Source organism: Streptomyces sp. Ru73, from assembly GCF_002920575.1.
Lineage (GTDB): Bacteria > Actinomycetota > Actinomycetes > Streptomycetales > Streptomycetaceae > Streptomyces.
In genome coordinates this window covers 1-23339 of the sequence record NZ_PQSQ01000058.1, presented here as the reverse complement: position 1 = coordinate 23339, position 23339 = coordinate 1, and the positions used below count along the sequence as shown (strand labels likewise).

At 72.1% G+C, this 23339-nt stretch carries 22 protein-coding genes; 14 read left to right on the top strand and 8 right to left on the bottom strand.

The window, feature by feature from the left end:
* Window positions 1-197 precede the first annotated feature (197 nt).
* A complete protein-coding gene (gene fabG / locus C3486_RS23175) occupies window positions 198-902 on the top strand; it encodes a 3-oxoacyl-[acyl-carrier-protein] reductase (RefSeq protein ID WP_103834687.1) in 705 nt (234 codons plus the stop codon).
* Between the two features lie 4 nt (window positions 903-906).
* A complete protein-coding gene (gene fabI / locus C3486_RS23170) occupies window positions 907-1677 on the top strand; it encodes an enoyl-ACP reductase FabI (RefSeq protein WP_103834686.1) in 771 nt (256 codons plus the stop codon).
* A gap of 295 nt (window positions 1678-1972) precedes the next feature.
* Here the strand turns inward: fabI and C3486_RS23165 are convergent, their stop codons facing one another.
* Window positions 1973-2647, bottom strand: a complete 675-nt coding sequence (locus C3486_RS23165) for a FadR/GntR family transcriptional regulator (RefSeq protein ID WP_103834685.1) — start codon at window positions 2645-2647, stop codon at window positions 1973-1975.
* A gap of 123 nt (window positions 2648-2770) precedes the next feature.
* Between C3486_RS23165 and C3486_RS23160 the strand changes: the two genes are divergently transcribed.
* The 4 genes from C3486_RS23160 to C3486_RS23150 all read left to right on the top strand — a co-directional run bounded on the left by C3486_RS23160 (window position 2771) and on the right by C3486_RS23150 (window position 5301).
* Complete coding sequence (locus C3486_RS23160) at window positions 2771-4063, top strand: MFS transporter (protein WP_103834684.1); 1293 nt, start codon at window positions 2771-2773, stop codon at window positions 4061-4063.
* A 123-nt stretch (window positions 4064-4186) separates the two neighbouring features.
* The gene (locus C3486_RS38165; protein ID WP_258052954.1) at window positions 4187-4303 is read left to right on the top strand and encodes an SGM_5486 family transporter-associated protein; all 117 of its coding nucleotides are present in this window, start codon (window positions 4187-4189) and stop codon (window positions 4301-4303) included.
* Between the two features lie 192 nt (window positions 4304-4495).
* A complete protein-coding gene (locus C3486_RS23155) occupies window positions 4496-4699 on the top strand; it encodes a hypothetical protein (protein WP_103834683.1) in 204 nt (67 codons plus the stop codon).
* 83 nt (window positions 4700-4782) lie between these two features.
* Entirely contained in the window at window positions 4783-5301 is a 519-nt protein-coding gene (locus C3486_RS23150; protein ID WP_103834682.1) for a histidine phosphatase family protein, read from the top strand.
* An 81-nt stretch (window positions 5302-5382) separates the two neighbouring features.
* On the opposite strand, the gene serB is transcribed toward C3486_RS23150, so the two are convergent.
* A complete protein-coding gene (serB, locus tag C3486_RS23145) occupies window positions 5383-6627 on the bottom strand; it encodes a phosphoserine phosphatase SerB (protein ID WP_103834681.1) in 1245 nt (414 codons plus the stop codon).
* Between the two features lie 138 nt (window positions 6628-6765).
* Window positions 6766-8490, bottom strand: a complete 1725-nt coding sequence (locus tag C3486_RS37415) for a streptophobe family protein (protein ID WP_181138660.1) — start codon at window positions 8488-8490, stop codon at window positions 6766-6768.
* Between the two features lie 263 nt (window positions 8491-8753).
* Here C3486_RS37415 and C3486_RS23135 point away from each other — a divergent pair, with 263 nt between their 5' ends.
* Window positions 8754-11285: an FHA domain-containing protein gene (locus C3486_RS23135; protein ID WP_103834679.1), complete on the top strand. Its 2532-nt coding sequence runs from the start codon at window positions 8754-8756 to the stop codon at window positions 11283-11285.
* A 108-nt stretch (window positions 11286-11393) separates the two neighbouring features.
* On the opposite strand, the gene C3486_RS23130 is transcribed toward C3486_RS23135, so the two are convergent.
* Window positions 11394-12182, bottom strand: coding sequence for a transglycosylase SLT domain-containing protein (locus C3486_RS23130; protein WP_103834678.1), 789 nt, complete (start codon window positions 12180-12182; stop codon window positions 11394-11396).
* Between the two features lie 642 nt (window positions 12183-12824).
* On the opposite strand from C3486_RS23130, the gene C3486_RS23125 reads away from it, so the two are divergent.
* Together C3486_RS23125 and C3486_RS23120 are read left to right on the top strand one after the other, a co-directional pair.
* Window positions 12825-13982, top strand: a complete 1158-nt coding sequence (locus tag C3486_RS23125) for a GAF domain-containing sensor histidine kinase (RefSeq protein ID WP_103834677.1) — start codon at window positions 12825-12827, stop codon at window positions 13980-13982.
* The gene (locus C3486_RS23120) at window positions 13975-14640 is read left to right on the top strand and encodes a response regulator transcription factor (RefSeq protein WP_103834676.1); all 666 of its coding nucleotides are present in this window, start codon (window positions 13975-13977) and stop codon (window positions 14638-14640) included. Before C3486_RS23125 ends, C3486_RS23120 begins: the two co-directional genes overlap by 8 nt.
* 475 nt (window positions 14641-15115) lie before the next feature.
* On the opposite strand, the gene C3486_RS23115 is transcribed toward C3486_RS23120, so the two are convergent.
* Complete coding sequence (locus C3486_RS23115) at window positions 15116-15922, bottom strand: hypothetical protein (RefSeq protein WP_103834675.1); 807 nt, start codon at window positions 15920-15922, stop codon at window positions 15116-15118.
* Window positions 15923-16011: 89 nt separating this feature from the next.
* On the opposite strand from C3486_RS23115, the gene C3486_RS23110 reads away from it, so the two are divergent.
* The 4 genes from C3486_RS23110 (at window position 16012) to C3486_RS23095 (ending at window position 19329) form a co-directional block, all read left to right on the top strand.
* On the top strand, window positions 16012-16821 hold the full coding sequence (locus tag C3486_RS23110; protein WP_103834674.1) for an ABC transporter ATP-binding protein: 810 nt from the start codon (window positions 16012-16014) through the stop codon (window positions 16819-16821).
* A 126-nt stretch (window positions 16822-16947) separates the two neighbouring features.
* Window positions 16948-17361, top strand: coding sequence for an NfeD family protein (locus tag C3486_RS23105; RefSeq protein ID WP_258052955.1), 414 nt, complete (start codon window positions 16948-16950; stop codon window positions 17359-17361).
* Window positions 17362-17495: 134 nt separating this feature from the next.
* Window positions 17496-18431, top strand: a complete 936-nt coding sequence (locus C3486_RS23100; RefSeq protein ID WP_103834672.1) for an SPFH domain-containing protein — start codon at window positions 17496-17498, stop codon at window positions 18429-18431.
* A 130-nt stretch (window positions 18432-18561) separates the two neighbouring features.
* Window positions 18562-19329 (top strand): sulfite exporter TauE/SafE family protein, encoded by a 768-nt coding sequence (locus C3486_RS23095; RefSeq protein WP_103834671.1) that lies wholly within the window; start codon window positions 18562-18564, stop codon window positions 19327-19329.
* A gap of 148 nt (window positions 19330-19477) precedes the next feature.
* Here the strand turns inward: C3486_RS23095 and C3486_RS23090 are convergent, their stop codons facing one another.
* The 3 genes from C3486_RS23090 to C3486_RS23080 form a co-directional block, all read right to left on the bottom strand.
* Window positions 19478-19981, bottom strand: coding sequence for an HNH endonuclease (locus C3486_RS23090; RefSeq protein ID WP_103834670.1), 504 nt, complete (start codon window positions 19979-19981; stop codon window positions 19478-19480).
* A gap of 481 nt (window positions 19982-20462) precedes the next feature.
* Complete coding sequence (locus tag C3486_RS23085) at window positions 20463-21002, bottom strand: YbhB/YbcL family Raf kinase inhibitor-like protein (protein WP_103834669.1); 540 nt, start codon at window positions 21000-21002, stop codon at window positions 20463-20465.
* 130 nt (window positions 21003-21132) lie between these two features.
* A complete protein-coding gene (locus C3486_RS23080; RefSeq protein ID WP_103834668.1) occupies window positions 21133-21915 on the bottom strand; it encodes a sporulation protein in 783 nt (260 codons plus the stop codon).
* Between the two features lie 215 nt (window positions 21916-22130).
* Here C3486_RS23080 and C3486_RS23075 point away from each other — a divergent pair, with 215 nt between their 5' ends.
* Window positions 22131-22781, top strand: a complete 651-nt coding sequence (locus C3486_RS23075; protein ID WP_103834667.1) for a DNA-3-methyladenine glycosylase — start codon at window positions 22131-22133, stop codon at window positions 22779-22781.
* Window positions 22782-23339: the final 558 nt, after the last annotated feature.

Sequence of the window (23339 nt, the reverse complement as noted above, 5' to 3'; positions counted from 1 at the left end):
CCGTGCCGGACCCGTCCCGCGCAGGACGTCGGGCCGGTCGGCCGGGGCATGCGACGCGGATGCGGCGCACGGGGTTCTGTAGGGACCCGACAGTGACCGGCGAGCGCACCTGTGCGAGGTCGATTCTCCGTATCGGCCCGCTGACCGCTAGTTTCGTAAGGAACACACGTCGGACAGGACACGGAAAGGGTGATCTCTTGAGCCGCTCGGTTCTGGTCACCGGAGGCAATCGCGGCATCGGCCTCGCCATCGCCCGCGCCTTCGCCGAGGCAGGCGACAAGGTCGCCATCACCTACCGCTCCGGCGAACCCCCGGCGGGGTTCTTGGCCGTGAAGTGCGACATCACCGACACGGAGCAGGTCGAGCAGGCGTACAAGGAGATCGAGGAGAAGCACGGCGCGGTCGAGGTGCTGGTGGCCAACGCCGGCGTCACCCGTGACCAGCTGCTCATGCGGATGTCGGAGGACGACTTCGCCTCGGTCCTGGAGACCAACCTCACCGGTACGTTCCGCGTGGTCAAGCGGGCCAACCGCGGCATGCTGCGGGCGCGCAAGGGCCGTATCGTGCTGATCTCGTCCGTGGTGGGCCTGCTGGGCTCGGCGGGCCAGGCGAACTACGCGGCCTCCAAGGCCGGCCTCATCGGCTTCGCCCGCTCGGTCGCCCGCGAGCTGGGCTCCCGGAACATCACCTGCAACGTCGTCGCGCCCGGCTTCGTCGACACCGACATGACCCGCGCGCTCACCGACGAGCAGCGCGAGAACATCGTGAAGCAGGTTCCGCTCGCGCGTTACGCGCAGCCCGAGGAGATCGCCGCCTCGGTCCGCTTCCTGGCCTCCGACGAGGCCGCGTACATCACTGGAGCCGTCATTCCCGTCGACGGCGGATTGGGCATGGGTCACTGACGATATGAGTGGAATCCTCGCCGGCAAGCGCATCCTGGTCACGGGTGTCATCACCGACGGCTCGATCGCCTTCCACGCGGCCAAGGTCGCGCAGAACGAGGGCGCCGAGGTCATCCTGACCGGCTTCGGCCGGCTCTCGCTCGTGGAGCGCATCGCCAAGCGGCTGCCCAAGGAAGCCCCCGTCATCGAGCTGGACGTCACCAACCAGGAGCACCTGGACGGTCTCGCCGACAAGATCCGCGAGCACACCGGTGACGACGGCCGGCTCGACGGTGTCGTGCACTCCATCGCCTTCGGCCCGCAGGGCGCCTTCAACTTCCTGGAGGCGGAGTGGGAGGACGTGGCCACCGCGGTCCAGGTCTCGGCGTACTCCCTGAAGTCGCTGACCATGGCGTGCCTGCCGCTGATGCCGCAGGGCGGCTCGGTCGTCGGCCTGACCTTCGACGCGTCGATCGCCTGGCCGAAGTACGACTGGATGGGCGTGGCCAAGGCGGCCCTGGAGTCCACCAACCGCTACCTGGCCCGTGACCTGGGCGCCAAGAACGTGCGCTGCAACCTGGTCTCGGCCGGCCCGATCAAGTCGATGGCCGCCAAGTCCATCCCCGGCTTCGAGGAGCTGGCGGACGTGTGGAACCACCGCGCCCCGATCGGCTGGGACCTCACCGACCCGGAGCCGGCCGGCCGCGGCGTCGTCGGCCTGCTCTCGGACTTCTTCCCGAAGACCACCGGCGAGATCGTGCACGTCGACGGCGGCGTGCACATGATGGGCGCCTGACCCGCACCGACGCGTGAGGGCCGCGGCCCGCCCCCGTACACGACGGTACGGGGCGGGCCGCGGCCCTTCTGCACGCGCGGGGGGACGGCTTACGGGGCCTGCGGGGCTTGCCTACGGGCTGCCTGCGCCGGGCCTACGGGACCGCCTGCGCCGGGCCTACGGGACCGCCTGCGCTGCGTCTACGGGGCGAATCGAACGAGGTCGTCCCCCCAGCAGGGGGTTACCCAAGAGGGGGCGGGCGGAAGCGCGGCGGCCTCCTCTGGCCCGCCTTCCCGGCCTCCTCGGGACGGGCGCCTCAGACCTGGCCCAGCCGGCAGCCGTACGGGTGGGCGCTCGCCTCGGCCGCCGCGCGGTCGCCGTCGCCGTCCCGGATCGCGTCCACCAGCCGGGAGTGGTCCAGGTGCGATTCCGGGCGGAGCACGTCGCCCACGTCGGCGCGGAGGAACTCCCGCAGCACCCCGCCGAGGTCCGCGTACAGCTCCGCCAGTACGTCGTTGTGCGAGGCGGCCACGATCGCCATGTGCAGCGTGGCGTCCGCCTCCACGAACGCCGCCGCGGCGCCCGACTCCCACGCCTGCTCCCGGCGCTGCAGCGCCGCGTCCAGCTGCTTGAGGTCGCCCTCCGTACGGCGCTCGGCGGCCCGCCGCGCCGCCTCGGCCTCCAACGCGCTCCGCAGCTCGGCCACGTGCCGCGGGTCGGCCTCGGCGAACCTGCGGTTCATCACGCCCGCCAGCTCACTGGTGGCGACGACGTACGTGCCGGAGCCCTGGCGGATGTCCAGCAGGCCGTTGTGGGCCAGCGCCCGGACCGCCTCGCGGACGGTGTTGCGGGCCACGCCGAGCTGCTCGACCAGCTCCGGCTCGGTGGGGATGCGCGCGCCGACCGGCCACTCGCCCGAGGTGATCTGGGCGCGCAGCTGGGCGATCACCTGGTCGGCCAGCGCGGAACGCCGGGGCGAGGTCAGCGGCATAGGGGCGCTCCTGGGTGCATGAGCCTGAACACGGCATCGCTGATGCTAAGCCTTTCCCGGCCCGTCACCGGGAGGCGGGAATCACCTGGACAAGCATTCATCCCATGATTCTATGATGTGCGTATGGCAGACGACGACCTCGCGACCCTCGGTACCGCTCCCGAGGCTCCCCAGACCACCGGGACGCCCGGCGGCGCCCCGCCCGACCGTGCCCCCGCGCCCGTACCGCGCTGGCTCGGCGCGGTCCTGACCGCCGGTCTCGTCCTCGCCGCGCTCAACCTGCGCCCGGCCATCACCAGCCTGGGCGCCCTCATGGAGGAGGTGCGGGACGGACTCGGCATGAGCGGCACCGTCGCCGGCCTGCTCACCTCCGTACCGGCCCTGTGCTTCGCCGTCTTCGGCGTCGCGGCGCCGCGGCTGGCCCGCCGCTTCGGCCCGGGCGCCATCGTGTGCGCCGGCATGGCCGCGATCACCGTCGGCGTCGTCGTACGGCCCTTCGCCGGCGGCACGGCCGGCTTCCTCGCCGCCAGCGCCCTCGCGCTCGCCGGCATCGCGGTCAGCAACATCCTGCTGCCCGTGGTCATCAAGACCTTCTTCCCGGACCGGGTCGGCTCGATGACCGGCCTGTACTCCATGGCGCTGGCCATGGGCACCTCGCTCGCCGCAGCGCTCACCGTGCCGGTCACCGGCGCGCTCGGCGGCGGCTGGCAGGCCGGCCTCGCGATCTGGGCCGTGCTCGGCGCCCTCGCCGTCGTGCCCTGGCTCGCCGTGCTGCGGCACCGCGCGCCCCAGGAGGCACCGCAGGAGGCCGGCGCGCCGCAGCAGGAGGCCCCGGCCGTCCGGATCAGCCGCTCGCCCACCGCCTGGTCGCTCGCCGTCTTCTTCGGCCTCCAGGCGACCGCCGCGTACATCACCATGGGCTGGCTGCCGCAGATCTTCCGCGACGCCGGGGTGCCCGCCGGGACCGCCGGCGTGCTGCTCGCGATCACCATGGCCATGGGCATCCCGCTGTCCTTCCTGCTGCCGCGGCTGGCCGCCCGGATGCGCCACCAGGGGCCGCTGGCCGTGCTCCTCGGGGCCTGCGGCCTCGCCGGGTACGCGGGCCTGTGGCTGGCCCCGGCCGCCGGCGCCTGGGGCTGGGCCCTGCTGCTCGGCATATCGAACTGCGCGTTCCCGCTGGCCCTCACCATGATCGGCATGCGTGCGCGGAGCGCCGCCGGCGTCGTCAAGCTCTCGGCCTTCGCCCAGTGCATCGGCTACCTGCTCTCCATCCCCGGACCGCTGCTGGTGGGCACGCTGTACCAGCACAGCGGCGGCTGGGGCCTGCCGATCGCGCTGATGGCCGGGCTGATGGTGCCGCAGATCGTGATGGGCGTGCTGGCCGGCCGGGACCGCCGCATCGAGGACGAGCGCTGAGCAGTACCTGAGACGGCCCCCGCCGCATCGAGGAAGGGCGCCCGGCAGTCCCTGGGACGGCCCCCGCCGCCCGTATCCGGTACTGCCGGACGGCGGCGCGGGGCCGTTTGCGACACTGGTGCCATGCCAGTGCTCGAACCGAATCCGCAGGGCGGCCAGAAGAAGCTGCTCATCGTCCTCGGCGCGATGCTCGCCGTCACCGTCGTCGTGGGCATCATCGCCAGCATCGCTGCCCCGTGACTCCCGGCGCCGCGGCGCCGGGTGGGGCTGTCCCCACCGTCCCCTAGGGGGCACGGGTCAGGGGCAAGTGGGTGGTGCACCTGATGGGAGGCGTACGCCCGGCCCCGTAGGTTCGAAGGACACCGCACCAGCGCGGTGGGCGCGGCCGCACGGGGCCGTGCCGTCCCCTCGACCGCACGGAGGCGAAATCCCATGTCCGCCGCTGACACCCGGCCCGCCGGGAAGGCCGCCCGGTCCGTGCGGCTGCCGTGGTGGGCCCTGGCCCTGCCGGTGGTCTCGTTCGTGACGCTGCTCTTCGTGTTCACCCCCGCCGCCCGGGCCGAAGCGGCCGGCGCCCCGCCCGCGCTGGCCTCCCTCGTCCACGTCCTCGCGCGGCTGCTCGGCGCCGGAGTGTAGCCTCCGGTACCACGTCCCGCGCTGTGGAACGAGGCTGTCAACACCCCGCGCCCCGCGCCGGGTTTCATGCGAAGCTGGGACACATGAGCGTCGATTCTCCTCGCCGGATTGTCCTTCTCCGACATGCCAAGGCCGAGTGGTCCCAGGAGAGCGACCACGAGCGGCCGCTCGCCGAGCGCGGCCGCCGGGACGCCCCGGCCGCCGGACGATGGCTCGCGGGAGCGGGCATCAACCCCGGCCTGACCCTCTGCTCCACCGCCCTGCGTACCCGCGAGACGTGGAAGCTCTGCGTCCACGAACTGCCCCGGCGCCCGAAGACCGTCTACGAGGACCGGCTGTACGAAGCCTCGCTCGGCGAGCTGATCGCGGTGGTCAACGAGGTCCCGGACGACGTCGACGACCTGCTGCTGGTCGGTCACAACCCCGGCATGCACGCCCTCGCCGACGCGCTCTCCGGCGAGGCGGACGGCGAGCTGCTCACGCGGATGAACCGCAGCGGCTTCCCGACCGCGTCCCTGGCCGTCGTCGCCTTCGAGGGCTCCTGGAAGTCCGTCGAGCACGGCGTCGGCCGCCTGGTCTCGTTCTGGACGCCGCAGGGCTGACCGCCCCCACGCCGCCCGCGTACACCGAAGGGCCCCGGCACACAGCGTGCCGGGGCCCTTCCGTATGCGGCGGGTGACCGCTCAGTCCGCCATCGTGTCCGCTGCCTCGACCTCTTCGCGGGTGATGCCGAGCAGATACAGCACGGTGTCCAGGAACGGCACGTTCACCGCCGTGTGCGCGGCCTCCCGCACGACCGGCTTGGCGTTGAACGCGACGCCCAGGCCCGCGGTGTTCAGCATGTCCAGGTCGTTGGCGCCGTCGCCGATCGCGACCGTCTGCGCCAGCGGCACCCCGGCCTGCTGGGCGAAGGAGCGCAGCAGGCGGGCCTTGCCCGCGCGGTCCACGATGTCGCCGGTGACCTTGCCGGTGAGCTTGCCGTCCACGATCTCCAGGGTGTTGGCCGAGGCGAAGTCCAGCCCCAGCTCGTCCTTGAGCGCGTCGGTGACCTGCGTGAAGCCGCCGGAGACCACGCCGACCTGGTACCCCAGGCGCTTGAGGGTGCGCACCAGCGTCCGCGCGCCGGGCGTCAGCCGCACCTCCTTGCGCACCCGCTCCACGACGGAGGCGTCCAGGCCCGCCAGCAGCGCCACCCGGGCGTGCAGCGACTGCTCGAAGTCCAGCTCGCCGCGCATCGCGGCCGCCGTCACCTCGGCGACCTCCTTCTCGCAGCCCGCGTGCGCCGCGAACAGCTCGATGACCTCGTCCTGGATCAGCGTGGAGTCCACGTCCATCACGACCAGGCGCTGCGCCCGGCGCTGCAGCCCGGAGGCGCTCACGGCGATGTCCACGCCGAGCACGGCGGCCTCGGTGGCGAGCGCGGTGCGCAGGGTGTCGGTGGGCGTGCCGGAGACCGCGAACTCCACCGCGGTGACGGGGTACTTGGCGAGCCGGAAGATACGGTCGATGTTGCCGCCGGTGGCCGTTATGGCGGCAGCGATGGCGGAGGTGGACTCGGCGGTGAGCGGGTGCCCGAGCACGGTGACGTGCGAACGTCCGACGCCGCGCGGGCGGTTGTCACCGGTACCGGAGATGATCTCGGCCTGGAGGTGCAGCGACTCGGCCCAGCTGTGCACGGTCGCGCGCAGGTCGCCCTCGGTGGCACCGTTCGACGCGCTGCCCGTGGGCGTGGTGACCAGCGCGCACAGCACGATGCGGCCCCGGGTCACGACCTGCTCGATGTCGACGACGTCGACGGAGTAGGCGGCGAGGGTGTCGAAGAGACCGGCGGTGATGCCGGGCCGGTCCTTCCCGAAGATCTTGACGAGGAGGGTCGGTACGTCGTCGCCCGGTACGGCGGTGGCAGGCGGTGTCTGCGATGCGCTCATGGTGCTCTTACGGTATCCGGCTCCGCTCAGGAACCGCGCAGGTGTCCCGCCGAGTGGACGCCTGCCACCCCGCTGCCGAGTGGGCCACCTGCCCTCCGGGCGGCCCGGCACCCCGCTCCGGGACGGGCCGCCCGGTGCTCAGCGGCCGGCGCCCGGACGCCCCGGCGGCGGGGGTTCCGGGGGCGGCTGGTCCCACCGGCGCCCGGAGCCGCGGCGCGGCCGGGGGCGCGGCAGCGGGATGCCGCTGATGGTGGGCCGGGACGCGGTGTCACTGCCGTGCGGCGGGGGCCAGGACCGGCCGGGGCCGCCCCCGCCGGGGGCGTCCGGCGGGGGCGGCGCGGGCCCCTCGGTGCCCCGGGGCGGCGGCGTCCGCAGGTACGGATTGGTGTCCGGGTTCGGCCGCCGGTAGGGCGTGGACGGTGTGTACGGCCCCGGACCGTCCCCCGGCCCGTACGCCGCCGGCGAGCGCCCCTGACCGACAGGACCGGCCGCGCCGCGCCCCCCGAGCCCCGTCCGGGCCGCCAGCACCGCGCCCGCCAGCCCCGCCGCCACGCCCCACACGGCGCCCAGCACCGCGGCGGCGCCCAAGCTGCCGTGCAGGGCGAGGCCGGTCTCGTGGACGCCGATGCCGAAGATCCTCAGCCGGACGGCGGCCGAGACCCGCGTCAGCCACCCGAGGAGGGGGAGGGCCAGCGCGGTGACCGCGCCCAGCCGCACCGCGCAGCCGCCCGCGTACGCGAGCAGGCCGGACCCCGTGCGGGCCGTGCGCACCGCCGTGAGCACCCCCGCGAGCAGCATCAGCACCAGCGCCACCAGCACCGTCGGCCACACCCACGTGCTCTGCTCCGCCAGCCGCGGCACGGTGACCGGCCGCTCGCCCCCGCCGCCCAGCAGCTCCCGCAGCGGTGCGGGGAGCACCTGGAGCAGCGCCCCGCCCGCCGAGCCGTACCAGGGCACGAACAGGCCCAGCGGCAGCGCCAGCCACGCCCCGTTGGGCGCGCCCAGGAGTGCGGCGCCCACCGCGCGCCGCGGCTGGTCGCCGCCGGTCACCCCGTAGAGCCCGGCCACCAGGGCGATGACCACCGCGAGCAGCAGGACGTGGGTCAGCGCCGAGGCGGCCGGGCGGACGGCGCGGCCCGCGCCGGACAGCGCGCGGGGGAGCGGGGTGCGCCGGGAGGCCGCGAGCGCGATCAGCAGGACGGCGAGCACCCACAGCGCACCGGCCACGAGCGCGGGCCAGGTCACCACGGCGAAGTCGACCCGGAGCCGGGCGTCCAGGAGACCCAGCGCGCCGCCCGGCAGCACCAGGCCCGGCAGCTCGCGCCCCAGGTCGCCGAGGCCCGGCAGATCACCGAGCCCGGGCAGCCGGTCGAGCGGCCCGCCGCCCCCGCCGGCCGCCCCCGGTATCAGCCGCTGGGCCGGGATCGTTACGGAGTCGTGTCCGGCCCAGGCGAGGCCGGCGGTGAGTGCCGTGAACAGGGCGGTGACGGCGGCAGCGCGTGCCAGCAGCCCGCCGGCCGTGACACCGCCCGGCACGGCCCGCAGCGACCGCAGGAACAGCAGCCCCAGCAGCAGCGCGCCGACCAGGGAGACGCCCAACGGCACGATGTCAATGACGGTTTCGGCCGTCACGCCGGAGACCCCGAAGGCCGAGACCGCACCGTGCGGGACGACCGTGCCGCCCACCGCGAGCACCATGACGGCCGCCGTCATCGGGCCCAGCGAGCCGTACGCGTCGGCGCCCAGCAGGTGCAGTCCGAGGGCCGCGGTGCCGGCCATCGCCAGGAACGCCCAGCAGACCGTGGCGACGGCGGAGAACAGCACAGCCGCCGGTCCGGTGTGCGGAGACTCGGTCACGCTCATGACAGCCCCCGATCGATGCCGAGTTGCCCGCATCGCATGGCATCCGTACGGATCCGTGGGTGTCTCCCACTCTCCGGGCGGCTTTCGGCGGCGTCAACGCTGTCCGCTTCATGCTCTTGTCACGGCCCGGCTTTCGGTCGCGGCCCTCTGCCTGGAATAGTTCCTCACGATGTTCACCATCCCTAGACTTCCCGTACAGGGGGTCACTCGGGGGACAACTAGTGGGGCATGGAGTGCCTGAACTCGTACTCGAAATCAACGGAATGACCTGGACGCTCGATCCGTCCCGTCCGTACAGCCTGGGCCGCGATCCGCAGGGCGACATGGTGCTGGACGACGCGCGGGTGTCCTGGCGGCACGCGACCCTGCGCTGGGGAGGGCGCAGTTGGGTCATCGAGGACCTCGGCAGCACCAACGGCACGTACGTGCAAGGGCAGCGGATCCACCAGATGGAGATCGGCCCCGGCTCGACCGTGCACCTGGGCAACGCCACCGACGGTCCGCGGCTGACCCTGACCGGCACGGCAGCGGCGGCCGCCGCCGACGCCTACGCCGCGCAGCCCACGGCCCCGGCCAACGACGCCTACGCCGCCCAGCCCGCCACCGCGGCTCCCGCCCCGCAGCAGGGCGCCCCCGGCTGGGCCGGAGCCCAACAGCCGCCGGCGCAGCAGCAGGGATGGCAGGGCGCGCCGCCGCAGCAGGGCCCGCCCTCGCACGGCGCCGGCATCCCGCCGCAGGGCGGGCCGCAGCAGCCCCCGGCACAGGGCGCCGCGGCTCCGCAGCCGGCCGGCGACCGCAGCCCGACCACCTTCCACCAGCTGGACCTCGGCCGCGTCATGCGCATCGGCCGTGCCCTGGAGAACGAGCTGGTCGTCTCCGACCTGCAGGTCTCGCGGCACCACGCGGAGTTCCGGGCCACGCCCGACGGCCGCTTCGAGATCCACGACCTCGGCAGCCACAACGGTACGTACGTCAACGGCCAGCCGGTCCCCAAGGGCGGCTCGGCCCTCATCGGGCCCAACGACACCGTCGGCGTCGGCCACTCGACGTTCCGGCTGGTCGGCGACCGGCTGGAAGAGTTCGTCGACACCGGTGAGGTCTCCTTCTCCGCGCGCCACCTGACCGTCACGGTCGACGGCGGCAAGCAGATCCTGCGGGACGTCTCCTTCGGCGTGCCCGAGAAGTCGCTGATCGCGGTCATCGGCCCGTCGGGTTCCGGCAAGTCCACGCTGCTCAAGGCGCTCACCGGGTACCGCCCCGCCAACCAGGGCGACGTCCTCTACGACAACCGGAACCTCTACAAGCAGTTCGCCGAGCTGCGGCAGCGCATCGGTCTGGTCCCGCAGGACGACATCCTGCACAAGGAGCTGACCGTCCAGAAGGCGCTGCGGTACGCCGCCAAGCTCCGCTTCCCCGGTGACACCGCCGAGGCCGAGCGCGAGGCGCGGATCGACGAGGTGCTGCACGAGCTCAAGCTGCACGTGCACAAGGAGAAGAAGGTCAGCTCCCTCTCCGGCGGCCAGCGCAAGCGTGTCTCGGTCGCCCTGGAGCTGCTGACCAAGCCGTCGCTGATCTTCCTGGACGAGCCGACCTCCGGCCTCGACCCGGGCATGGACCGCGACGTCATGAAGCTGCTCCGCGACCTCGCCGACGACGGCCGCACGGTCCTCGTCGTCACGCACTCCGTCGCCGAGCTCGCGCTCTGTGACAAGCTGCTGGTCATGGCGCCGGGCGGCGGCGTCGCCTACTTCGGCCCGCCCGAGGAGGCGCTGAACTTCTTCCAGTACGAGTCCTGGGCGGACGTCTTCTCGGCGTTCGAGAACTACCGCGACTACGACTGGATGGGCCGCTGGCGCGGCTCCCCGCACTACCAGATGTACGCGGCCGACATCGACGCCGTCGCGCCGCAGTCGGTGAACGTCCAGCCACCACCGGCCCGCATGCAGAAGTCCCAGAGCTGGGGCTCCCAGCTGTGGACCCTGATGCGGCGGTACGTCTCCGTCATCGCCTCCGACCGCGGCTTCCTGGGCCTGATGCTGATCCTGCCCGCCGTACTCGGCGTGGTCTCCATGCTGATCCCCAGCGACTACGGCCTCGGCTACGGCCCGCTGAACCGGGCCAGGACGAACCGCGACGCCACGACGATCCTGCTGATCCTCACGGTCGGCATGTGCTTCTCCGGCGCGGCCAACTCGGTCCGCGAACTGATCAAGGAGCGCGTCATCTACGAGCGCGAACGGGCCACCGGCCTGTCCCGCTCGGCGTACCTGATGTCGAAGGTGCTGGTCCTGGGCGTGGTCACCGCCGTCCAGGGCGTGATCATCGCGGTGATCGGCTTCTCGACGCGGAACATGCCCGCCGAGGGCCTGATCGTGAAGGACCTGCCGGCCGTCGAGATGACCGTGGCGATCATCGCGCTCGGCTTCACCTCGATGATGTTCGGCCTGATGATCTCCGCACTGGTCAAGACCGCCGAGAAGACCATGCCGCTGCTGGTCATGTTCGCCATCGTGCAGGTCGTCTTCACCGGCGTGCTCTTCCAGCTCTACAACACCCCGGGCGTGGCACAGATCTCCTGGCTGATGCCCTCGCGCTGGGCGGTCGCGGCGCTGGGCGCCACCGCCGACCTGAACACGCTGCTGCCCTGGGACAAGACCGACCCCGACCCGCTGTGGCAGCACCAGACCGGTGTCTATGTGATGGACATGGTCTTCATGCTGGCGCTGGGCGTCGCGCTGGCCTTCGTCGTGGCGCGGCTGCTCCGCCGCCACGAGCCGGAGGTCATGCGCAAGTAACCCGTGCGCCCGCCGCACGACGAGAGCCGCGAGGGGCGGCACCCGGATCGGGTGCCGCCCCTCGCGTCGTCATCGTCCGGCGCCGGCCTTCCGGCGCTCCCCGGTGGCTCAGTACGCCGAGTCGACGTTGTCCATCGAGCCGTACTTGTCGGCGGCGTAGTTGCACGCCGCGACGATGTTGGCGACCGGGTCGTAGATGTCGTTGGACGTGCCGGCCACGTGGTACTGCTTGAAGGTCGGGTCGATGACCTGCAGCAGACCCTTGGACGGGATGCCCATCTGGGCGTTGATGTCCCAGTTGTTGATCGCGCGGGTGTCACCGCCGGACTCGCGGATGATGTTGCGCTTGATGCCCTCGTAGGAGCCGGGGATGCCCTTCTGCTTCATGATCGCGAGGGACTCCCGGATCCAGCCGTCCAGGTTGTTGGCGTACTGCACCGGCTTGCGCTCGGTGGAGCGGCTGGCGGCCTGCGTCGTGGTGCGCTGCTGGGAGGCCTTGTTCTTGGCGGCCTCCTTGGCCTGCGCAGCCGCGTCGGCGGCGGCCTTGGCCTTGGCCTGGGCAGCGGCGCGGGCGTCGCCCTCGGCCTGCTTCTTCGCGGCGAAGGCGTCGGCGCCGGCCAGGTCGGCGGCGCGCGTGCTGTCCTGGGTCAGCTCGGCGTTCTGCGCCTTGGCGGCGGCATTGTCGACCAGGCTGTAGGCCGAGGAGTCGTCGACCACGTGGTAGGCGACGGGCTTGACGTTCTGGACCGACGCTGCGTTCTGGGCGGGCTCGGCGTTGGCCGAACCGGGAACGACGGCGAAGACGACGGCGGCGGCACCGCCCGCGGCAACGGCAGCGGCAGAGAGCTTGTGATTCCGGTTCAGGCGGCTGTAGCCAGGAATGGCGTGCAGGGGCATGCGGAAAGAAACCTCTTCCAGTGGGGGACGTCGCGTGGGCCGGATCGGCGCGGTAACGCCGGGATCCTTTTCCACGGCGCCGGGCGACGTCAGCCATTGTTAGCGGCCGGAATTTAAGCCTGCAATCATGTGACGTACGAAGCTGTTTAGTGGAACCCGGGCCATTCGAATTACGTCCCCCACCGCTCAGTCCAAGGGGCGCTACGGATCAACTCCCGCGACCCCCCGTATTCACTTGCCACTAACCTTCTTCGTAAGTGATGTACGCCCTATGTGCGGGCTCACATGTTTAGAGTCGCCGCATGGCGTTATGTCATTGCCGCGGCACGGACAGTGAGTGCCGGATCCCTGCGGGGAACTGCTCCGGCACGCCACTCCCCGCGAAAGCCCGCCTTGCCTTTCCCCTATATAGAGGCCCTGGAAAGAGGTCCCCTATATAGGGGAGGAGAAAGTCCCGGCCGGGAGGGCCATGGGGGTATGGGGAATGGGCCTCCCCGGGGCCTGGCCGCCCCGCCTCCCCGGGGCCGCGCCTCCGTGGGTCGGCGTTTCCGGGACCGGGTCTCCGGTCCTACGTCTCCGGACCCGGTCCGGTCCCCGCCGCGGGCGGATACGCGCCGTGCGGGCCGCCGGTACCGTGAGTGCATGACCAAGGGACCAGGGGCTGAGCGGGGTGCCGGGCTCTCCGCGGTGAGCAGCGCGATCCTCGCCATGAGCCGGCACCTGGAGGTGCGCGACGTGCTCAAGACGATCGTCGCCTCCGCCCGCGAGCTGCTGGACGCCGAGTACGCCGCGCTCGGGGTGCCGGACGACCACGGGGGCTTCGCGCAGTTCGTCGTGGACGGCGTGAGCGAGGAGCAGTGGAAGGCCATCGGCCCGCTGCCCCGCCAGCACGGCATCCTTGCCGCGATGCTCCAGGACGCCACCCCGCAGCGGCTCGGCGACGTCCGCAAGGACCCCCGCTTCGAGGGCTGGCCCAGCGCCCACCCCGACATGTCCGACTTCCTGGGCATGCCGGTGGCCGACGGCGACGAGATCCTGGGCGCGATCTTCCTCGCCAACAAGCGGTGCCCGAGGCCGACCGGCGGCTGCAACTTCACCGCCGAGGACGAGGAACTGCTCGGCATGCTCGCGCAGCATGCCGCCATCGCCCTGACCAACGCCCGGCTCTACGAGCGCAGCCGCGAGCTGACCATCGCGGGGGAGCGGGCCCGGCTGGCGCACGAGCTGCACGACGCGGTCTCCCAGAAGCTCTTCTCGCTCCGGCTGACCGCGCAGGCCGCCACCGCACTGGTCGACCGCGATCCGGCCCGTGCCAAGGACGAGCTGCAGCAGGTCGCCCGGCTCGCCGCCGAGGCCGCCGACGAGCTGCGGGCCGCCGTGGTGGAGCTGCGGCCCGCTGCCCTGGACGAGGACGGCCTGGTCGCCACGCTCCGTACGCAGGTCCAGGTGCTGGACCGCGCGCACAGCGCCGAGGTCACCTTCGCCGCTCACGGGCTGCGGGCGCTGCCCGCCGCGCAGGAGGAGGCGCTGCTGCGGGTGGCGCAGGAGGCGCTGCACAACGCGCTGCGGCACGCCGACGCGCAGCGTGTCGACGTGACCCTCGCCCGGCACGGGCAGGGCGCGGTGCTGCGGATCGCCGACGACGGGCGCGGCTTCGACCCCGGCGCCGTCCGCCGGGCCGGGCGCCATCTGGGCCTGGTGTCGATGCGGGACCGGGCGAGCGGGGTCGGCGGCACGCTCACGGTGGAATCGGCGCCCGGCAAGGGCACCGCTGTCGAGATGGAGGTCCCCGGTGGCTGACGGAGACAGGGGCCGGACCGGCGGCCCCATCAAGGTGCTGCTCGTCGACGACCACCAGGTCGTACGGCGGGGCTTGCGGACGTTCCTGGAGGTCCAGGACGACATCGAGGTCGTGGGGGAGGCCGCCGACGGCGAGGAGGGCGTGGCCGCCGCGGAGCGGCTGCATCCGGACGTCGTCCTGATGGACGTGAAGATGCCCGGGATGGACGGCGTCGAGGCGCTGCGGCTGCTGCGCGAGCAGCGCAGTCCCGCCCGGGTGCTGATCGTGACCAGCTTCACCGAGCAGCGGACGGTCATCCCGGCGCTGCGTGCCGGCGCGGCGGGTTACGTGTACAAGGACATCGACCCCGACGCGCTGGCCGGTGCCATCCGGTCGGTGCACGCCGGGCACGTACTGCTGCAGCCGGAGGTGGCGGACGCGCTGCTCAGCCAGGAGGACACGGGGAGCCACCAGGGGCGCGGCGGCTCACTCACCGACCGGGAGCACGAGGTCCTGGCCCTGATAGCGGACGGCCGCTCCAACCGCGAGATCGCCCGCGCGCTCGTCCTCTCCGAGAAGACGGTCAAGACCCACGTCTCGAACATCCTCATGAAACTGGACCTCTCGGACCGCACCCAAGCAGCCCTCTGGGCAGTCCGCCACGGAGCGGGCGCGTAAACGCCTGTCAGGGGCGCGGGGAACTGCGCGACAAGCCACGACGGCGCCGCACGTGTCCACGTACGGGAAGAACCGCGCCCCGTCAGGGGCGCGGGGAACTGCGCGAGCAACCAGGACGGCGCGGCACCCGGCGTCGCACCGAGCCGACCACGGCGAGCCGCCGTCAGGGGCGCGGGGAACTGCGCGACCGGCCACGACGGCGCCGCACCGGGGGCACTCGCCGGGCCCCCACGGCGCGGCCTCCGTCGGAATTGCCTCCCGCGGCGCTGAGGGGCGCGGGTAACTGCGCGAGCGCCCAGGACGGCGCGGCACCCGGCGTCGCACCGTGCCGACCACGGCGAGCCGCCGTCAGGGGCGCGGGGAACTGCGCGACCGGCCACAACGGCGCCGCACCGGGGACACTCGCCGGGCCCCCACGGCGCGGCCCCCGTCGGAACTACCCCCGCGGCGCGGCCCCCGTCGGAGCGGACGGCCCCTACGGGGCCCTCCGCTCCCGCTCCTCCACGAAGGAGTCGTACGCCGCCACCTGCGCCCGCCGGGCCGTCCGCTCCACCGGACGCAACGCCTCCATCCGCGCGGCGATCTGCGACGAGCTGACCGCCGCCCCGTGCTCCCGGCCGTCGCCGCCCGCAGGGCCCCGCGCGATGTCGATCAGCGCGCCGACCTTCTGCGCCAGCTCCAGCACCCGCACCGCGCGCGGCGGGTACCCCGGCGCGAGCAGCTGCCGGCCGGCCTCCGCGCGCGCCCGGTACGCCGCCAGCGCCGCGTCCGCGACCGGTCCGGATCCGGCCACATCCAGCTTCGCCAGCAGCTCCGTCGCCTCCCGCAGCGCCTCGGCCAGCTCCCGCTCGGCCTCGCCCAGCGAGGGCACGTCGGCCGGCGGCGCCTCCCGTACGGTCATGCACTGCCACACGACCTCGACGTGCACGTCGCCCTCGGGCCCGGCCTCGTGCACCTCCGGCACCAGCCCCAGCGCCACCCCGCAGCCGGTGACCGCCTCCCCGGCGGCCAGCGCCCGCGCGTTGAACTCCGGCGGGCCGCTCAGCCCCAGCGGATGCCCCGGCACCGGCAGCGCCACCCGCAGCCCGGTCGCGCCCAGCGCCCGCAGCCGGCCCAGCGCGAGCGTCAGCCCCACCGGACCCGGCTCACCGGGCAGCCCGGCGACACGGTGGACCGCGTCACCCTCCGCGATCCGCTGAGCTGCGTCATCTGGTGGGACAAGTCCGGCCAAAAGGGCATTTCCCCATGCGGCCAGCCGTCCTGAACGAGGTTCATCGAGCATGGACCCAGCCTAAGGACAGCCACTGACAATGGGTGGCGTAGGTTTGCAGGGGGGCTGCGCCTACAGGTGCACGCGACGACCGAGATGCAATGGGAGACAACGCGCTCATGAGCGATGTTCTGGAGCTGGTGGACGTATCCGTGGTCCGCGAGGGCCGGGCTCTGGTGGACCAGGTCTCCTGGTCGGTGAAGGAGGGAGAGCGCTGGGTGATCCTCGGCCCGAACGGCGCCGGCAAGACCACCCTTCTGAACGTCGCCTCCAGCTACGTCTTCCCGACCACGGGCACCAGCACGATCCTCGGCGAGACCCTCGGCAAGGTCGACGTCTTCGACCTCCGGCCGCGGATCGGCATGGCCGGCATCGCGCTCGCCGACAAGCTGCCGCGCCGCCAGACGGTGCTGCAGACCGTGCTCACCGCCGCCTACGGCATGACCGCCACCTGGCAGGAGCACTACGACGCGGTCGACGAGGAGCGCGCCCGCGCCTTCCTCGACCGGCTGGGCATGACCCCGTACCTGGACCGCAAGTTCGGCACCCTCTCCGAGGGCGAGCGCAAGCGGACCCTCATCGCCCGCGCGATGATGACCGACCCCGAGCTGCTCCTCCTGGACGAGCCCGCCGCAGGGCTGGACCTCGGCGGCCGCGAGGACCTCGTACGCCGGCTCGGCAGACTCGCCCGCGACCCGTTCGCGCCGTCGATGATCATGGTCACCCACCACGTCGAGGAGATCGCGCCGGGCTTCACCCACGTCCTGATGATCCGTCAGGGCAAGGTGCTCGCCGCCGGCCCCATCGACCTGGAGCTGACCTCCAGCAACCTCTCCCGCTGCTTCGGCCTCCCGCTGATCGTCGAGCGCAACGGCGACCGCTGGACCGCCCAAGGTCTGCCGCTCACCTGACAGTTGGCGCGGCGCAGGCCCTGACCCGCGGTCGGGGCCGAAACACCCCCCATGATCCGGCCGCGATCGATCGGGCCCTGTCCGCCTGACCGTTCGCGGATCTACCATGACCGTGTGGACGCATGGGTGTGGTGGCTCGTCGCCGCCGTAGGACTGGGTATTCCGCTCGTCGTCACCGCGATGCCCGAATTCGGGATGTTCGCGGTCGGCGCCGTCGCCGGTGCCGTGGTGGCCGCCCTCGGGGGCGGCACGGTGATGCAGGTCGTCGTCTTCGCCGCCGTCTCGGTCGCACTCGTGGCCGTCGTGCGTCCGATGGCCAACCGCGCCCGCGCCCGGCGGCCCGGCATGGCCTCCGGCGTCGACGCCCTGAAGGGCCGCCAGGCCACGGTCCTGGAGCGGGTCGACAGCTCCGGCGGCGGCCGGATCAAGCTGGCCGGCGAGGTGTGGTCGGCACGCGCGCTGGACGAGAACCAGGTCTACGAGCCGGGGCAGAAAGTGGACGTCGTGGACATCGAGGGAGCAACCGCCGTCGTGATGTGACGACGCTGGTCAACAGGCCCGTGCCGGACCGGAGAACGGCCTGCACAAGAGGGTGACTCTCTGCAAGACTCGATCAACGACACGCCGGGCGGGACCGGCCGACCGACAGCAATGGAAGGGCACGGGGAGCCACTGTGGAACCGATCGTCATCGTCCTGATCATCCTGGTGGTGCTGGTCTTCATCGCACTCCTCAAGACGATCCAGGTCATCCCCCAGGCCAGCGCCGCCATCGTCGAGCGCTTCGGCCGCTACACCCGCACCCTGAACGCGGGCCTGAACATCGTCGTGCCGTTCATCGACTCGATCCGGAACCGCATCGACCTGCGGGAACAGGTCGTACCGTTCCCGCCGCAGCCGGTCATCACCCAGGACAACCTCGTCGTCAACATCGACACCGTCATCTATTACCAGGTGACGGACGCGCGCGCCGCGACGTACGAGGTCGCCAGCTACATCCAGGCGATCGAGCAGCTCACCGTCACCACGCTCCGCAACATCATCGGCGGCATGGACCTGGAGCGCACCCTGACCTCCCGCGAGGAGATCAACGCGGCGCTGCGCGGCGTCCTCGACGAGGCCACCGGCAAGTGGGGCATCCGCGTCAACCGCGTCGAGCTCAAGGCCATCGAGCCGCCGACCTCCATCCAGGACTCGATGGAGAAGCAGATGCGCGCCGACCGTGACAAGCGCGCCGCGATCCTCCAGGCCGAGGGTGTCCGGCAGTCCGAGATCCTCCGCGCCGAGGGCGAGAAGCAGTCCGCGATCCTGCGCGCCGAGGGTGAGGCCAAGGCCGCGGCCCTGCGCGCCGAGGGCGAGGCCCAGGCGATCCGTACGGTCTTCGAGTCCATCCACGCCGGTGACCCGGACCAGAAGCTGCTCTCCTACCAGTACCTCCAGATGCTCCCGAAGATCGCCGAGGGCGACGCCAACAAGCTCTGGATCGTGCCCAGCGAGATCGGCGACGCGCTCAAGGGCCTGGGCGGCGCCATCAACAGCTTCACCCCGGCCGGCGGCGCCCCGGCGGCGCCCGCCCCGACCCCGCCGCGCCAGCAGCCGCCCATCGACTGACGCCCGTCGGCCGAGGCCCTTGGCCGACGCCCGTACGCGGCCGTCCCGCCACGTGGTCGCATCCTCCGTCCGCCGAACCCCTGGTGCATGATCGATTCATGACGCATCGATCACGAGCCAGGGGTTCGGCATGACGGTCTGGGAAGCGCTCGCCGTCTTCGCCGCGGGGATGGGCGCGGGCGCCATCAACGTCGTCGTCGGGTCCGGGACGCTCATCACCTTCCCCGTCCTGCTCGGCATCGGCCTGCCGCCCGTCACCGCCAACGTCTCCAACAGCCTCGGCCTCGTACCGGGCTCCGTCAGCGGCGCCATCGGCTACCGCCGCGAACTGCGCGGCCAGCGCCGCCGCATCCTCCGCTTCGGCGCCGCGGCCCTCGCCGGCGGCCTGGCCGGCGCCGTCCTGCTGCTCGCCCTGCCCTCCGACGCCTTCGACGCGATCGTCCCCGCACTGGTCGCCATCGCCCTCGTACTCGTCGTCCTGCAGCCCCGGCTGTCGGCGGCCGTCAAGGCGCGCCGCGCCCGCAACGGCACCACACCGCACCGCGACGGCGGCCTCGGCCTCCTGGCCGGCCTGCTGCTCGCCAGCGCGTACGGCGGCTATTTCGGCGCCGCCCAGGGCGTCCTGTACATCTCCCTGATGGGCCTGCTGCTCGACGAGGACCTGCAGCGCATCAACGCCCTCAAGAACGTGCTCGCGCTGCTCGTCAACGGCGTCGCCGCGGTCTTCTTCCTCTTCGTCGCGGAGTTCGACTGGACCGCCGTCCTCCTGATCGCCGTCGGCTCGGCGCTCGGCGGCCAGATCGGCGCCAAGATCGGCCGCCGGCTGCCGCCGCCCGTCCTGCGCGGCGTCATCGTCGTGGTCGGCACGGTCGCCATCATCCAGCTCGTCCTGCGCTGAGCCACACGTACGACGAGGGGGCGCGGGTCTCCCCACGCCCCCTCACGCTCCCGTACGCCGGCCCCGAGCCGACCGCGCCGGTCAGCCACGCGTGCGCCGGCGCTCCGGCGCGCAGAGCCGCATCAGCCGGTGACGCGTACGCCGCTCCTCAGGCCGACTGCGCCAGCCAGTCCGGGAGCTCCTCCCGGACCGACACCCCCAGCGCCGCCAGCATCGCGTCCGCCGGCGTCGGCACGAACGGCCGCCGCAGCAGCTCCATCCCCGCTTGCTCCGGCGTACGGTCCGCCTTGCGGTGATTGTCGGCGGCACACGAGGCGACCGTATTCAGCCATGTGTCACCGCCACCGTGCGCCCGCGGCACGATGTGGTCCACCGTCGTCGCGCGCCGCCCGCAGTACGCGCACCGGTGCTGGTCCCGCACCAGCACACCCCGCCGCGACCACGGCGCCTGTCTTCGGAACGGCACCCGTACGTACCTGCTCAGCCTGATCACCTGCGGCACCGGAAGGTCCAGCGAGGCGGCCCGCAGGCGGAGACCCGGGTGCGCCTGCTCGACCACGGCCTTGTCCTGCATGACCAGCACCACCGCACGCCGCAGCGACACCGTCGACAGCGGCTCGAAGCTCGCGTTGAGGACCAGCGTCTCGCGCATCCCGACCACCTCCCGCAATCCGTCCGCCGCTCGGCGAAGTGGCTCCACTGTGCAGTTCCAGTGATCCCCCGGACAACGCAATTTCCGTATACGGCAAGGGAGATGGCAGGTGAGGCACAAGCGAACGAACGACGAACCGGGGACCGGCGGGCCCGCGCGGAAAAGACGAGCACGCGGGCAAGGATGAGCAGGCGCGGGGAAGCGCGGAGGGAACGCTCCGGGCCCCGTCCCCCGTGACAAGGGACCCGGAGCGCCCACGGCAGCCGGCGCGGCCGTCCGACACGAAGCGGACTCCGGCAGACGGCAGGCGACACACCTGCGCCCCGCCGCCCCCGCCACTGCGGTGCCGACTGCCCGACGGCCGGTTGGCAACCGTCGGCCGAACACCACTGTGCGATCCGGGGCGCCGGGGCGCAACGGAATTACGGACGCACGGACCCGCGCACGGCAAGCGGGCGGGCACGCGCGTACGGAGCCGGGATCAGCCCTCGGCGGGGATCTCGTACTCGCCGATCAGCTGGGCGCGGCCCAGCGTGTGGAACCGCAGGTTGAAGCCCACCACGGCGGGCGTGGCGTCCGCGTCCGGACCCAGCTTCTCCTGGTCCACCGCGTACACCGTGAAGACGTAACGGTGCGGGCCGTCACCGGGCGGCGGCGCGGCACCGCCGAAGTCCCGCGTCCCGTAGTCGTTGCGCACATGGACCGCGCCCTGGGGGAGGCCCTTCATCTCACCGGAGCCCGCACCGGCCGGCAGCTCCGTCACCGACGCCGGGATGTCGAACACCGACCAGTGCCAGAAACCGCTGCCGGTCGGCGCGTCCGGGTCGTAGCAGGTGACGGCGTAGCTCTTGGTGCCCTCGGGGGCACCCTCCCACCGCAGGTGCGGCGAGGTGTTCCCCGCGCTGAACACCTGGGCGTCCGCCAGCGTCCCGCCCTCCTGCAGATCGTCGCTCACCACCGTGAACGAGGGCACCTGCGGATGAAAGTCGTGCGGGAGCGGCCGGCGCTTCTGCTCGGACACTTCGACACCTCCTGATCGCGTTCGGAGACCGTCCGGCCAGGTTAGAACCTGCTCGCGGCAGAACCGGTGCCCGGCCCGGCCGGAACTCATGCCCGCGCGCCGGACACCGGTACGCCGCGTCCGCCGCGGCTCAGAACCAGTTGCGCTTCCCGCCGACCTCGGCCAGCCACTGGTTCAGGTACGCCGCCCAGTCCGTGTTCTGGAAGTCGTGCAGCCCCACCTGGAAGGAGCGGTAGGTGTCGCTGCCCTCGGTGAACAGCCCCGGCTTCTTGTCCATCTCCAGTACGACGTCCATCGCCCGGTCGTCCGCCACGAAGGACAGCTCGACCTGGTTCAGCCCCCGGTACTGCTGCGGCGCGAAGAACTCGATCTCCTGGTAGAAGGGCAGCTTCTGCCGCGTGCCCCGGATGTGCCCGCGCTCCAGGTCCGCGCTCTTGAAGCGGAACCCGAGCTGCCCGAACGCGTCGAGGATCGCCTGCTGCGCCGGCAGCGGGTGCACATTCACGGGATCGAGGTCACCGGAGTCGACCGCGCGGGCGATCGCCAGCTCCGTCGTGACGCCGACGTTCATCCCGTGCAGGTGCTGCCCGAGGAACATCGTGACGGGCGTCTCCCACGGGATCTCCAGCCCGAACGGCACGGTGTGCGCGGCACCGGCCTGCACCTCGAAGGCGCCGCCCAGCTGCTGCCGGGTGAACTCGATGTCCTGCTTGTACTCCTGGTCCTGCCCCTCGACCTCGACCCGCGCCTGCAGACCGACCGACAGGCCCTCGATCTGCTGCGGGACCGAGCCGCCCTGGATACGCACCTCGCCCTGCACGACGCCACCGGGCACGACGTTCTCCTCGAAGAGCACCGTCTCCACGGACGCGCCCCCGGCACCCAGACTCGCCAGCAGCTTCTTGAACCCCATTGATCGTCCTCCCCAGGCACGCGCCTGTACTCCGTCGATGTCCGGCCGCGACGCTCCCGCCCGGTCCGGGTACGCCCCCTACGAACGCGAAACGGCGTACGGCGGTTCCCCCGGCGGCCGGCCGCCGCAAGCCCACACCCTGCCAAGACGCGGTACTCCCAGGCCACTCGGCGGCCCGGGAAGAAACGCGGCGAGGTCCATTACCCTGGGATCGCATGATCTCCGAACCCGCCCGAATGCCGCTCCCGCGGACATTCTTCGACCGCCCCGTCCTTGACGTCGCCCCGGACCTCCTCGGCCGCACCCTCGTGCGGAACACCCCCGAGGGACCCATCGAGCTGCGCCTCACGGAGGTCGAGGCGTACGACGGCGAGAACGACCCCGGGTCGCACGCCTACCGGGGCCGCACGGAGCGCAACGCATCGATGTTCGGCCCGCCCGGACACGCGTACGTCTATTTCATCTACGGCATGTGGTTCAGCCTCAACCTCGTGTGCGGCCCCGACGGCTATGCGAGCGGTGTGCTGCTGCGCGCCGGTGAGGTGCTGTCCGGCACGGACCAGGTGGCCGAGCGCCGCCCGAAGTCCCGCCGGCCCAGCGAACTGGCCCAGGGCCCGGCCCGGCTGGCCACGGGCCTGGCCATCGACCGGCAGCTGAACGGCACGGACGTGTGCGCGGGCCCCGAGGCGCCGCTGTCCGTCCTCACGGGAACGCCGGCCGACCCGGCACGGGTACGCAGCGGCCCGCGCACCGGCGTCGGCGGCGAAGGGGCGACGCACCCCTGGCGCTTCTGGATCGAGGGCGACCCGACGGTCAGCCCGTACCGCGCGCACGTCCCGCGGAAGCGCCGGACCAGGGCAGCTTGACTCTGTCGTGGCAGGGCCGTAATGTAGCCCGAGCCGCTTGAGACGGGCAGCGCTATGGGCGCACGCCGCAAGCGGCACAACCACCACTGAGAACGACTCCCTCAACCGGGTCCTCTTTGGCATTGCCAAAAATCGGACCACGGTCGAATCGACCCGGCCCGGTCGGCGCCGATTATGAGAGATCAAGGGAATCCGTTAAAGTGGCGGCACGCCGAAAGGCACCCCTCCCGACAGGGAATCGGAAACGAATTCGAGCCGCCTGCGACTTTCGAGAAGCAGGGCCCGGACGAGGATCTGATAAAGTCGGAACCGCCGAAAGGGAAAGCCCGCAAGGGTCGAACCGGAAAGCGAACCCCGCTCCAACAGGGGGCCGGATCACGAAAAACGATCTGGTAAGGTTGGAAACACCGAAGGGAAGCGCCCGGAGGAAAGCCCGCGAGGGTGAGTACAAAGGAAGCGTCCGTTCCTTGAGAACTCAACAGCGTGCCAAAAGTCAACGCCAGATATGTTGATACCCCGTCTCCAGCATCCGCTGGGACGAGGTTCCTTTGAAAGTCC

Coding starts and splice junctions, on each gene's coding strand:
- C3486_RS23110 (WP_103834674.1), top strand. CDS start 16,012: ATGGGAGACAACGCGCTCATGAGCGATGTTCTGGAGCTGGTGGACGTA.
- C3486_RS23155 (WP_103834683.1), top strand. CDS start 4,496: ATGTCCGCCGCTGACACCCGGCCCGCCGGGAAGGCCGCCCGGTCCGTG.
- C3486_RS23075 (WP_103834667.1), top strand. CDS start 22,131: ATGATCTCCGAACCCGCCCGAATGCCGCTCCCGCGGACATTCTTCGAC.
- C3486_RS23080 (WP_103834668.1), bottom strand. CDS start 21,915: ATGGGGTTCAAGAAGCTGCTGGCGAGTCTGGGTGCCGGGGGCGCGTCC.
- C3486_RS38165 (WP_258052954.1), top strand. CDS start 4,187: ATGCCAGTGCTCGAACCGAATCCGCAGGGCGGCCAGAAGAAGCTGCTC.
- C3486_RS23160 (WP_103834684.1), top strand. CDS start 2,771: ATGGCAGACGACGACCTCGCGACCCTCGGTACCGCTCCCGAGGCTCCC.
- fabI (WP_103834686.1), top strand. CDS start 907: ATGAGTGGAATCCTCGCCGGCAAGCGCATCCTGGTCACGGGTGTCATC.
- serB (WP_103834681.1), bottom strand. CDS start 6,627: ATGAGCGCATCGCAGACACCGCCTGCCACCGCCGTACCGGGCGACGAC.
- C3486_RS23095 (WP_103834671.1), top strand. CDS start 18,562: ATGACGGTCTGGGAAGCGCTCGCCGTCTTCGCCGCGGGGATGGGCGCG.
- C3486_RS23130 (WP_103834678.1), bottom strand. CDS start 12,182: ATGCCCCTGCACGCCATTCCTGGCTACAGCCGCCTGAACCGGAATCAC.
- C3486_RS23090 (WP_103834670.1), bottom strand. CDS start 19,981: ATGCGCGAGACGCTGGTCCTCAACGCGAGCTTCGAGCCGCTGTCGACG.
- C3486_RS23115 (WP_103834675.1), bottom strand. CDS start 15,922: ATGCTCGATGAACCTCGTTCAGGACGGCTGGCCGCATGGGGAAATGCC.
- C3486_RS37415 (WP_181138660.1), bottom strand. CDS start 8,490: ATGAGCGTGACCGAGTCTCCGCACACCGGACCGGCGGCTGTGCTGTTC.
- C3486_RS23165 (WP_103834685.1), bottom strand. CDS start 2,647: ATGCCGCTGACCTCGCCCCGGCGTTCCGCGCTGGCCGACCAGGTGATC.
- C3486_RS23135 (WP_103834679.1), top strand. CDS start 8,754: ATGACCTGGACGCTCGATCCGTCCCGTCCGTACAGCCTGGGCCGCGAT.
- C3486_RS23125 (WP_103834677.1), top strand. CDS start 12,825: ATGACCAAGGGACCAGGGGCTGAGCGGGGTGCCGGGCTCTCCGCGGTG.
- C3486_RS23150 (WP_103834682.1), top strand. CDS start 4,783: ATGAGCGTCGATTCTCCTCGCCGGATTGTCCTTCTCCGACATGCCAAG.